The sequence below is a fragment of the Cohnella sp. genome (assembly GCF_041641335.1).
Classification (GTDB): Bacteria; Bacillota; Bacilli; order Paenibacillales; family Paenibacillaceae; genus Cohnella.
Window position 1 is genome coordinate 1 of record NZ_JBEPYQ010000152.1, and the last position, 10,454, is coordinate 10,454.

Sequence of the window (10,454 nt, forward strand, 5' to 3'; positions counted from 1 at the left end):
GGTAGCAAGCTACACAAGATAATCCGCTCGACTTGCATGTATTAGGCACGCCGCCAGCGTTCGTCCTGAGCCAGGATCAAACTCTCCATGAAAGTTGATTCGCTCATTCACTGCTGGTATTGCTTTTGTTTCTTACGCTCAATGTTCAGTTTTCAAAGAACAATCGGTGTTTCTTCATTTCGTCACCGCGTTAACAGCGACCTTTATAATATACCACAGTTCAAACCTTCGATGCAAGCTTTATTTTTAATTTTGTTTGCATTTCTTTGTTCTCACCGCGTCCGCATCTTAGTGCTTTTTCAGCGGCGAGATATAATTTATCACAGGTCGGATGGACAAGTCAACGGTTTTTTCGACATTTTATGATTTATCTTTATGAAGGCTCATGCGGATGTGTATTTAAGCTCAAGAATGCCGTTACCGAGCGTCAGCGCAGGCTTGGCAATCTCCCGGATGCATCCCCGGTTCACCAGCTTGTAGAGCAGAACGGACAACTCCAGGGACAGTCCCGCCAGATCCGGATGCCGCATCAGTTCGGCAGGCGTCCACGCCTCGTGACGACTCGCAATCAGCCGGATCAACAGCGCGCAGCATGTCTCCATTTTGTTCATGATGGAAAATTCGCAGGCAAGCAGAACGAGCTGAACGCGCTGCTCCAGCGTCTCCGAGCTTGTCGTCAATTCTTCGAACAGCTTGTAAATGCCCGGGTTAACTTTGCGCATCTGCTCCCATACGGTCAGTTCGGGATGCATTCCCTCTTCGACCAACGCGATATGCGCCCAATAATGAAGACACGCGAGCACATTGGAGTACGCATCCAGCACCTGTCCGTCTTTGAGATCCTGCTTCGCTTGCAAATACCCTCTGACGAATCGGGAAAACTCGCTCAGCAGCTTCTGCTCCCTAATAAGAGGAGACCAATCCATGAGGCGGCTGCGCAAGTCTGCCAAATAACCGTCGCGATCGGCCAGGATTTCCCCGTTCATGAGCCAATAGGCGCTGCCTCGGTTGGAGCTGCCCACGATCCAGCTCTCCAACTGCTCGCGCGAAACCCTCCGAGCCTGGACCCGGGCATCGTCCCACATCCAATGCTCGATCTCCTTGTCGGCGACCTCGTTATCCTTCACGATCAGAATGAGACGGTCCAGACCGTCCGCTCTCGGTTGATGAGAGAACGGATTGGCAATCAACAGAAGACTTACCGCAGCCTCTTCTTCCGCCAACCTCTCGATGTCGAATCCCTTCATGTTCGCTTGCGCCACGTTATCACACCTCTGTTCAGCATTGTAACCCGCATCGCGACGTCCTCCGAGGTGGTTTGGCCGGGCAATGTGAGCTATAATATAAATTGCAAGTATGGTGTAGTTCTACAACACAAGCCCTGTTTCCTGCTTACCTGCGCAAGCAGGATATCGTAACATGCCGGAATCGGGGCCAAGCTTCATTAAAAGACGGAGGATCACAACAACATGAAATGGAAAGCCAGCAAAATATCGACAATGCGGACTTGGGCGTTGTTGCTCGTATTCGTCGGAATGGGAGTCATGGTCTTCGGGACAAGCGGCATTCTGATGTTCGGCGAAGTCGGCAAAATCATCGCCGCCATCTTCATGGTGCTCGGCATCATCAGTTGTTTCATCAGCATGGGCATGTACTTCTATATCGGTATGCTGTCTACGAGCGCCCCCGTGCTGGAATGCCCGGAATGCGGCAAACGCACCAAAGTGCTCGGCACGACGGATCGCTGCATGTACTGCCATACGATCTTGACTTGGGATCCGGCGCTAGCGACGGAGAAACCCGCGGACACCAACAAGGAAGTCCCTTTGCAATCCCAGACCTAGACAAAAGAAAAAGGCGCAAGCTTCTCCGATGCTAAGGAGACTTGCGCCTTTATGATTTTAGTATGATTACTTTTGCAGCATCTCGTCCAATACGTCCCAAATATCGGCGGTCTCGAAGCCGCGCCGCCACGAAGCGACTCCGGCCAGGTCGTACTTGCCGACCAGTTCCGCTCTGGCTTTCATGGAAGTCGCGTCCTCAATCCAAATTTTCTTGACCGCTTCCCCTTCTTTGAACTCCACATAATGCTGTCCCGTTTCCTCCGAGAAAACCGGCTTAAGCTTCTTCTCCTCGATCAGCTTGTTGACCGCGTTCATGCTCATCGTTTTAGACGATACTTTGATGCCGCCTTCGCCGTTTGGCTCCTCGGTCCAGATCCGGGTATAGAGAGGGACGCCCAAAATAAATTTGCTCGGCGGAACGCCGTCCTCTTCCAGAATTCGCCTCAGAGAGTTTTCCGTCCACGGCAGCGACGACACGGAACCGGCGACCGGGCTGGATGCCCAATGCTCGTCGTAAGCCATCAGCATCATAAAATCGACGCTGGCGCCCAATCTCTTCCGATCCAGGAACGCCGACCACATCTCGCTGTTCGATTTGCCCGTCACGTCGATCGATACGACCAGGTTTTGCTCGTGCATCAGAGGCGTCATCTCCCGCACGAACTGGACCAGATTGTCCTTGTCCTTCGTATAGACGTTCTCGAAATCGATGTTTACGCCTTGTAGCTTAAACGTTTTGGCATACGCCAACATCTGCTTGATCATCGTCAGGCGCGACTCGTAGCTGGACAGCGCTTCGTGCGTCCGCTCCGGCTCGAAGGCGTTGCTGAACAGCCCCCAGACTTGAATCCCCTTCGAGTGCGCCCATTTCACGTAAGAAGCATCCGCATTGCTGCGTATGTTTCCTTCGCCGTCCACCAGCTCGAACCAAGTCGGGCTGACGACGTTGACTCCGGGCAGTTCTCCGATTTTCGCCGTATCCGGGTTGGCCGAATAGACGGCTTCCCAGGTCAGATTAATTTTCCGGCCCTCCGACTTCCAGGCAATGAAAGGCTCTTCGTCGGCGATCTCGGAAGGAATCGTCTCCGATTCGGCTACTTCGACTCCATCCTTAGCGATATATCCGAGATGTCCGGATTCGGATTGGACTTTGTACCAGCCCCCTTCCGTCTCCTCCATAATACGAACGTCCGTCCCTCCCGCCAAGTCTTCGACGATCGGATAGGATTTGTCCGGACCTTCCCGAAGCTTGATTCCTTTTTCCTTTTTGACGGGCACTTTCGCATGACGCACTTCTTCTCCCGGCTCGTACAGAGTGACGATACCGGATGTTTCCGCGATCTTCACCTGTATGCCGAACAGCTCGGTCAGCGGAGCTACGGGCAAGTACAGAACGTCGTCCAGCTTCTTGGCCGCGAATCTAAGAGTAAACGGTTCGCGATTCAGCGTCGCGTCGAGCTCGTCTGTCTTGAAATGCATAACCTTCGTGTCGGTCGTCAAAATAAGGCTTTCCGTCTTCTCCTCGTAGCGGACTCCGTCGCCTAGCAGACGCGAAGCGATCGTAATCGGAATAAGCAGCCCTTCCTTGTCGCCCCGGGCATACTGCTCGGTCCATTCCCCTCGGAACAAGATCGGATTCGGTTGCGCGGCATAGGGCGGAACGACGTAAGACGTGTTGGCCGAGTGGGCTATTTTCCACCAGATCGTGCCTCCCGCCGCCGCGAAGAAGAGCAGCATAATGAATAGCCATCTTCCGTAACGCCGGCCGGAACGCCTCCCTCTGGGTGCAAACTCGTTGTTCAATTCCTTTTCAACTCCGTTTCTGCTGGACTGGATGATGAGCATGTCCTTATAAAAGTACGATTCTAGCGTCTTTCAGGTTGCTAAATATCCGAGTTCTATTCGCGCAGGCGAAATAAAAAGCACGCCGAGATTTCGCCCCGCGTGCTTCATTTCTTACCATCGGTTTTAAGAATGCATTCCTTTGCAGGTCGGGCAGAGCCCGTAAATTTCCAGCCGGTGTCCCAGCACGCTGAACCCGGTCATGGCGGCCGCAGTCCGCTCCACTTCCATAACCGGCGGATGATCGATATCGACGATCGTTCCGCAGCTCGTGCAGGTAACGTGGTAATGATCCGACATATCGGCATCGAATCGGCTGGAATCGTCCCCGTAAGTCAATTCCCTTACAAGTCCCGCATCCACGAATAATTTCAAGTTATTATAAACGGTAGCCACGCTCAAACTCGGATATTGCGGAGAAAGAGCCCGAAATATGTCGTCCGCCGTCGGATGCGAATACGATTCCATCAGGTAATGCAGTATAGCGTATCGTTGCGGGGTCATCCGGATTCCGCCGGATTTGAGCTGGTCCACGGCATGCTCAACCTTGGATTCCATGCTCTCACAGCCTTTCGTATAACTTATGCGTACTGACGCGCGTATAACTTATTCTACGTTTCGCGTTCAGTCGTTGTCAATGGAAGAAACATCCCCGCAACTTCAGTCCGTTCCATTCAGTTCCTGTTGCTCTTCTGCACCCGATTTTCCCAGAACCAGAAAACGATGCCCGCTCCGATCAAAATAACAGCCCCGAACACCGAGCCCGCGGAGCTGAACAGCCGGTTCGTCCACCCCGTTCCCGACGTCACCAACATCAGCACTCCCGCTCCGGCCACGACCAGAATGCCGACGGGCGGTAGATTGCGCGCATGTTGCGATTGCGGCCCTTGCGGCGACTGCGGCGGCACGGATGTCGCTTCGGGAGACGCTTGCTCCCAGTTGCCATGCTGCTGCGGATAAGGTCCTGGAGCCGGAGCCTGCGAAGGTCCCCAATCGGCACGGTAACCATAAGGAGGCGCTCCGGCCGCGGTGCGTTCGTTGACGGTATCCGTGCGTTGAATCGCATCGAACAGGCTGTAAAAGTAAATGATCGGGATCAGAAACGAGAGCAGGACGACCGGAAGCGTGTTGCTGCCTTCGGCGGCTTGTATAAGGGCCGTTATATCCAGGAAGAGCAGCATCATGAGCACGATGCCTTTAACCATCAGCCCCAAATACATATGCCCGATCCCGGGAACGAAGAAAGCCAGCAATCCCGCGACCCACTTTTTCTTCTTCCTTCGGGTTTCCGGAAGCCGTGACGGGAATGGCCCCGGCGCTCCGTATCCCGGCGGCCAGTGTCGTTGCTGAGCAGCTCCGCCCGCATTAGCCGCATCAGGGCTGGGAGGAGGCGGAAATCCTCCTTCTTGATTCCAATTGTCCGATTCTTTCATGGCCTATCCCTCCGACAGTATCATTCCAGCGAGACGAAGGTATGTGCGTCTCTCGCAAGTCATCTTGCCGCGCGTCCGGCTTGTTGCCTCATTGTAGCATGCCCTCGCCGGGCCCAACAACGGTACTCGGACGGGGGGCAAACCTAGGCTTAAGTCGGAGGTCGAACCGGCCCTTCAAAGCTTCTCCGGCGCGAGCTGGCGCACCAGTCGAACCATCGTAATCCCCGGAACCGGCTCGAACGTCTCCACGCGTTCGAAGCCGAATGTCTCGTAAAGCCGGAGAGCGGGCAAATTGCGGATCTCCGCCGTTACGCTCCAAATGATCGACGAGAGCTCCGCGGCCAGCGCCGCCTCCAGCAGCTTCGCGCCGATCCCTTGGCGCATGAATTCGGGATGAACCATAACGCGGCAGATCGTAAAACGTCCCGGACCGTCGGTCTCGTACGATACGGCGCCGACCAGCTCACCCTCCTCATTCCTGCCCCCGAGGAAGATTTCTCCTGAGTTCTGCAGCGTCTGAATCGTATCCCGCAGAGGCGGCAAGTCGGCCACGCCGATCAGCGCCGCCTCGACCCTGTAAGCGGGATGCTGCAGCGCCCATACTTCCTCGGCCGCCTCCCGCAGCCGAATGTTCAGCGATTGGATTTTCATAAACTGGACAAGCCCCCTCGTCTCTCTCTAAAATGACACAACGGCAATCCCGCGGGTTGCGTGCGGGAGTTGCCGTTGATTCGCTATTTCGCTCAGCCCTTCAGCCGGTCCATCAGCAGCTTGTTAACGAGACCCGGGTTGGCTTTGCCCTTCGTCTCCTTCATAATCTGGCCGACAAGGAAGCCGATCGCCTTGTCCTTGCCTCCGCGGAAATCTTCCACCGACTGAGGATTAGCCGCGATGACCGAGTCGACGATCGCCAGAATGGCGCCTTCGTCGCTGATTTGCACCAGGCCTTGCTCCTCGACAATCTTCTGCGGGGATTTTCCCGTCTCCAGCATGCCTTTGAACACCGTCTTGGCGATTTTCGTGCTGATCGTGCCCTTCTCGATCAGTTGAATCATCTCGCCCAGACCTTGTCCCGTAATCTGGACGGCGTCCAGCTCCAGGTTGTTCGCATTCAAATAGCCGAGCAAGTCGCCCATAATCCAGTTGGCCGACGCTTTGGCGTCGCTCGTATGTTCGAGGCTCTCCTCGAAGAAATCCGCCAGCTTCATCGATGCGGTCAGCACGCCTGCGTCGTAAGAAGACAAGCCGTACTTCTCGATATATCGCGCTTGGCGCGCGTCCGGCAGCTCAGGAATCGAGGCGCGTACGCGCGTCTTCCACTCGTCGTCGATATGCAGGCGAACGAGATCCGGGTCGGGGAAGTAGCGATAGTCGTGCGCTTCTTCCTTGCCGCGCATGCTGAACGTTTTGCCCTGGTTTTCGTCCCAGCGGCGCGTCTCCTGCACGACTTCTCCGCCGCCGTCGAGAATGTCGGCCTGACGCAGCTCCTCGTATTCCAAGCCGCGCTGAACGCCGCGGAAAGAGTTCATGTTTTTCAGCTCGGCGCGCGTACCGAACTTCTCCTGCCCGTACGGACGGATACTGATGTTGGCGTCGCATCGCAGGCTGCCTTCCTCCATCTTAACGTCGGATACGTCGCAGTATTGCATAATCGCGCGCAGCTTCTCCAGATAAGCCTTCGCCTCTTCGGGCGAACGGATATCCGGCTCGGAGACGATTTCGACGAGCGGCGTACCGACGCGGTTCAAGTCGACAAGAGAACCGAGGCCGCCTTCGATGTGCGTCAGCTTGCCGGCATCTTCTTCGAGATGCAGGCGCGTAATGCCGATCCGCTTCGTCTTGCCGTTCACTTCGATGTCGATCCAGCCGTTCTGTCCGATCGGCTGATCGTATTGGGAGATCTGGTACGCTTTCGGCGAATCGGGGTAAAAATAATTCTTACGGTCGAACTTGCACCATTCCGCGATTTCGCAGTTGATCGCCATCGCCGCCTTCATCGCATACTCCACCGCTTGACGGTTGAGTACGGGAAGTACGCCGGGGTGACCCAGACATACCGGACAGGTATGAGTATTCGGCGGCGCTCCGAAGGAAGTCGAGCAGCCGCAGAAAATTTTCGATTTCGTGTGCAGCTCGACGTGTACCTCGAGGCCGATGACCGTTTCGTATTTAGACATGGTTGGGGACCCTCCTAAGACAGCGCCGGGCGCAGATCGCGGAAACCGGCTTGGCTTTCGAATGCGTGCGCGGCGCGCAGAACCGTCGACTCGTCGAACGGCTTGCCGATGATTTGCAGTCCGACCGGCAGCCCTTCGGCCAATCCGCACGGAACGCTGATCGCCGGCACTCCCGCCAGGCTGACGGGAATCGTGCAAATATCGTTCAAATACATCGTGAGCGGGTCGTTCACCTGCTCGCCCAGCTTAAACGCCGTCGTTGGCGCCGTAGGTCCGATGATCAGATCGTACTGCTCGAACGCCTGGTCGAAATCCCGCTTGATCAGGGTGCGCACCTGCTGGGCTTTCTTGTAATAAGCGTCATAATAGCCCGAGCTCAGCGCATAGGTACCTAACATGATTCTTCTTTTCACTTCCGGACCGAAGCCTTCGCTGCGCGAGCGGCGATACAGGTCGAGCAGATTCGCCGGATTGTCGGCGCGCACGCCGTAGCGTACGCCGTCGAAGCGAGCCAGGTTGGAAGAAGCCTCCGAGGAAGCCAGCAAGTAATAAGTCGCAACGGCGTATTCCGTATGCGGAAGCGAGATTTCCTCCCAAGCGGCGCCGAGCGATTCGAACACCTTCAGCGCTTCCAGTACGCGCTCCTTCACTTGAGGATCGACGCCTTGTCCGATATACTCCTTCGGCACGCCGATGCGCAGTCCCTTAACGTCGCCCGTAAGCGCGGACAGATAGTCCGGAACGTCGACGTTGGCCGAAGTCGAATCGCGATGGTCGTGGCCGGCGATCGCTTGAAGGACGTAGGCGGAGTCTTCCACGTTTTTCGTGATCGGTCCGATCTGGTCCAGCGAGGAGGCGAATGCCACGAGGCCGAACCGCGAGACGAGACCGTAAGTCGGCTTCAGTCCGACGACGCCGCAATAAGCCGCAGGCTGACGAATCGAACCTCCGGTATCGGAGCCGAGCGAGAAATACACTTGGCCGGCCGCGACCGAAGCCGCCGAGCCGCCGCTGGAGCCGCCCGGAACGCGTTCCAGGTTCCACGGGTTGCGAACGGCGCGGTAGGCGGAGTTTTCGTTGGAACCGCCCATCGCGAACTCGTCCATGTTCAGCTTGCCGATCGTCACGGATTGGGCCGAGCGCAGCTTCGAGACGACCGTCGCGTCGTAGATCGGATCGTGGTTGTCGAGGAACTTGCTGCCGCAAGTGGTGCGCAAGCCTTCCGTGACGATATTGTCCTTGACGCCGGCCGGAACTCCGAACAGCAGTCCGCGTTCCCCGCCTTCGGCCAGCCGGGCGTCCAGCGCCTGGGCTTCCTTACGGGCGCCTTCTTCGTTCAAGGTCAAGAACGCGCCGATCTCGCCGTCCGTCTCGGCGATCCGCTTAAAGGAATGGTCGACGAGCTCGGTTACGGATAATTGTTTATTTTGAAGACGATTATGTAATTCGGACAGTCTAAGGTCGAACACCGACATGCTTTTGCTCCTCCTAATCTTTATTCCAGAACCGCGGGAACCCTGAATTGGCCGTCCTCTTCTTCCGGAGCGTTGCGAAGAACTTTCTCTACCGGCCAGGAATCCCTAACTTCGTCGTCTCTCATCACATTGGCGAGAGGCAGGACGTGGCTTGTCGGCTCGATGCCGTCCGTATCCAGCTGATTCAGCTTCTCGGCATATTTAAGAATAGCGTTGAGTTGTCCCGCGAACTGCTCCTTCTCCGCTTCGGACAGGTCGAGACGGGCCAGGTTGGCGACATGCTCGACGTCTTTGATCGTAATGCTCATCTTGTCGAAACCCTCCTTATTTCCGCATTTCCGCTCATTCTTTTCATTATATCGGACAAACTAAGGGAACTCAATGAAAAGGGGGATTCGCCATGTCTCGCTATCACCGGGCGTTCTCATCCGCCCCGCTCAGGGATGCCGGAACGGTAGAATTCGCCGCCGAAGCCTCGGATCTGCGCGACTCGCTGCATCGGGCAATCGCGGAGCTCGCAGCTCCTGAGAACGCTCCATCGTCTGCGCTCGAGATGAACTATGCGGATCAGAAGCAACTGCTGCGTCTGATAAGCAAGCTCCAGCGGCAGGTCCCGGCAGCGGATGCCGGCTCGGTTCGGTGCAGAATCCGGTTCGCTCCGGAGCATGTCGATCCTTCTTCGGCAGACGAGCCGGACGAGGACGCTTGGATACCGCTTGCGGAGCTGTTCGGAGAGATCGGCGGCGTCAGCGTTCCCGACTACATTTTGCATCGCCACTTCACCGTGTATCTCCAACCGATCGTCCGGCCCGACGGGGCGGTCGCGGGGTACGAGTTTCTGACGCGCCCGATGCCGGAGCAAGCGCCTTTCCGCCCCGCGGAGCTGTACGAGACCGCCAGGAAAATCGGCCAGCATTCGTTCCTCGACCGGGCAGCCAGGCAGATCGCCATCCGAATGGGCGCGGCGCACCTCCCGCCAGGGACGAAAAGATTCGTTAACTTCCTTCCTTCGTCCCTCTATCGGCCCGAAACCTGTCTAAGATGCACGTTCGACGCGATCAAAGAGACGGGCACCGATCCCGGCGACTGCGTCTTCGAAGTGATGGAAACGGAACCTCTGGACGACCCTCGGCTTCCAGCCGTGTTCGACATTTATCGGCGCGAAGGAGTCCGGCTTGCCCTTGATGACGTGGGAACCGATTACGCCACGCTCGACGTCGTCGATCGGCTTAAGCCGGACTACGTGAAAATGGACCGCAAATGGGTGAGCCGCTGCGACGAAGATCCCGATAAGCAGCGCTATATCGACCGTCTGCTGGAACGGACGGCGCGCTTCCACGGCGTCGTGCTCGCGGAAGGGATCGAGCGCCCGGAAGAGTGGGCCTATTTGAAGCAGGCGGGCGTGCCTTTGTTCCAAGGCTTCTTGTTCGGCCGGGCGACCCCGGTCCCCGTAAAAGCTCCGATTCCTTTCGGTTAAGTCGGCTGCCCGGACCGGGGCCGCGCAGCGCAAAAAAGCATCGGACGCGAGCGGCCCGCAAGCCGTTACGTCCGATGCTTTTTTGCGTTTTCCGATCAGATCCAAGCCTTCAGGTTCACTTGGCGTATGAACTCCTCGCGGCTGAGCACTTCCTTGCCAGAGTCGTCCGCCGGCTGTTCGTCCGCTTGATCGCCGTTCATAATCCG

Annotated in this window: 10 protein-coding genes and 1 rRNA gene; 2 read left to right on the forward strand and 9 right to left on the reverse strand. The window is 56.7% G+C overall.

The genetic code is table 11. The features are described 5' to 3' along the window. Positions 1-92, reverse strand: a 16S ribosomal RNA gene (locus ACESLM_RS29560); the annotation flags it as partial. Between the two features lie 291 nt (positions 93-383). Beyond that, positions 384-1,262, reverse strand: a complete 879-nt coding sequence (locus ACESLM_RS29565; RefSeq protein ID WP_372638102.1) for a nucleotidyltransferase-like protein — start codon at positions 1,260-1,262, stop codon at positions 384-386. A gap of 207 nt (positions 1,263-1,469) precedes the next feature. Between ACESLM_RS29565 and ACESLM_RS29570 the strand changes: the two genes are divergently transcribed. After that, the gene (locus ACESLM_RS29570; protein ID WP_372638104.1) at positions 1,470-1,844 is read left to right on the forward strand and encodes a DUF2614 family zinc ribbon-containing protein; all 375 of its coding nucleotides are present in this window, start codon (positions 1,470-1,472) and stop codon (positions 1,842-1,844) included. 66 nt (positions 1,845-1,910) lie between these two features. On the opposite strand, the gene ACESLM_RS29575 is transcribed toward ACESLM_RS29570, so the two are convergent. The 7 genes from ACESLM_RS29575 to gatC form a co-directional block, all read right to left on the reverse strand. Next, the gene (locus ACESLM_RS29575; protein WP_372638106.1) at positions 1,911-3,647 is read right to left on the reverse strand and encodes a glycosyl hydrolase family 18 protein; all 1,737 of its coding nucleotides are present in this window, start codon (positions 3,645-3,647) and stop codon (positions 1,911-1,913) included. A gap of 165 nt (positions 3,648-3,812) precedes the next feature. After that, complete coding sequence (locus tag ACESLM_RS29580) at positions 3,813-4,244, reverse strand: Fur family transcriptional regulator (RefSeq protein ID WP_094050953.1); 432 nt, start codon at positions 4,242-4,244, stop codon at positions 3,813-3,815. Between the two features lie 116 nt (positions 4,245-4,360). After that, positions 4,361-5,119 carry a hypothetical protein gene (locus ACESLM_RS29585; protein ID WP_372638110.1) on the reverse strand — a complete coding sequence of 253 codons (759 nt, stop codon included), beginning with the start codon at positions 5,117-5,119 and terminating at the stop codon, positions 4,361-4,363. Positions 5,120-5,293: 174 nt separating this feature from the next. Further along, the gene (locus ACESLM_RS29590) at positions 5,294-5,770 is read right to left on the reverse strand and encodes a GNAT family N-acetyltransferase (RefSeq protein ID WP_372638112.1); all 477 of its coding nucleotides are present in this window, start codon (positions 5,768-5,770) and stop codon (positions 5,294-5,296) included. 92 nt (positions 5,771-5,862) lie between these two features. Next, positions 5,863-7,296: an Asp-tRNA(Asn)/Glu-tRNA(Gln) amidotransferase subunit GatB gene (gatB, locus tag ACESLM_RS29595; protein WP_372638114.1), complete on the reverse strand. Its 1,434-nt coding sequence runs from the start codon at positions 7,294-7,296 to the stop codon at positions 5,863-5,865. 14 nt (positions 7,297-7,310) lie between these two features. Further along, positions 7,311-8,771, reverse strand: a complete 1,461-nt coding sequence (gatA, locus tag ACESLM_RS29600) for an Asp-tRNA(Asn)/Glu-tRNA(Gln) amidotransferase subunit GatA (RefSeq protein WP_372638117.1) — start codon at positions 8,769-8,771, stop codon at positions 7,311-7,313. A gap of 20 nt (positions 8,772-8,791) precedes the next feature. Continuing rightward, positions 8,792-9,079, reverse strand: coding sequence for an Asp-tRNA(Asn)/Glu-tRNA(Gln) amidotransferase subunit GatC (gene gatC, locus ACESLM_RS29605; RefSeq protein ID WP_094050958.1), 288 nt, complete (start codon positions 9,077-9,079; stop codon positions 8,792-8,794). Positions 9,080-9,171: 92 nt separating this feature from the next. On the opposite strand from gatC, the gene ACESLM_RS29610 reads away from it, so the two are divergent. After that, positions 9,172-10,248 carry an EAL domain-containing protein gene (locus ACESLM_RS29610; RefSeq protein WP_372638120.1) on the forward strand — a complete coding sequence of 359 codons (1,077 nt, stop codon included), beginning with the start codon at positions 9,172-9,174 and terminating at the stop codon, positions 10,246-10,248. Positions 10,249-10,454: the final 206 nt, after the last annotated feature.